Genomic DNA, 773 nt, shown 5'->3' on the forward strand with positions numbered 1-773 from the left:
CCGATATGGTTAAAACTAAAAGTTACATTTCTACTAGGGATCATCTCGTAAGCTGGTTGAGAAGGGACGATACAAGGTATAAGTTTCATTAAACTTGTTTTTCCACAGCCCACAGGTCCCGATAGTAGAATACCTTTATGAGGATCAATCCCGTAACGTTTGCAATTCTCTTTATCCTTTATAAAATAATAACAAAGTTTCAAGAGAACCTTCTTGTCTTTTTCATAGATTTTAAACTTCTTTCCAAAAAGGATTTTTCCTTTGGCATTTAAGTAAATTAGAATTTTCGGAAAATTATAATGCACACATTTCCCATCAAATTTTCCCAACGAATATTCTACGCCGCCTTCAATAATTCTAGAGGGGTTGTCCATAATCCTTGTTTTTGGTGGTTCGTAAGTTGTCCTTAATTTGAGAACCTTGCTTTTTGTTTAATTTATTTTCTTGGTTGAACAGTTCGGCTCTATCCATCCAGTGGATGGCCAAAGCCCGCCAATCTCTAATCGGTTTGCCATCACCCGTTTTCCAATCTCGGTCTTGGTAAAGATCAAAGAACTTATTTGCTTCGTCTGCATTAAATTTATTTTCAATAAAAAAATCAATAACAGTCTGCCTACCCTTTGGTTGTTTTATAAGGTTTACCTGTTTGTTATTGTTTATAGTAGATACCAATGCTTGTTCACTGCTGGGACGGTGCGAGTGTAAAACCTGTCCATTTTTGAGATGCTGCTGTCCCACAATTGGTTCACGTATGGGATGGTAGTGTTCCGCTA

Annotated in this window: 2 pseudogenes; both read right to left on the minus strand. The window is 36.9% G+C overall.

The features are described from left to right. A pseudogene (locus FT986_RS05855) lies at positions 1-374 on the minus strand (ATPase); the annotation flags it as partial. Then, positions 358-773, minus strand: a pseudogene (locus FT986_RS05860) (hypothetical protein); the annotation flags it as partial. The pseudogenes FT986_RS05860 and FT986_RS05855, both read right to left, overlap by 17 nt.

The sequence above is a fragment of the Mesonia sp. K4-1 genome, from assembly GCF_008017825.1.
In the GTDB taxonomy this organism is placed as follows: Bacteria; Bacteroidota; Bacteroidia; order Flavobacteriales; family Flavobacteriaceae; genus Mesonia.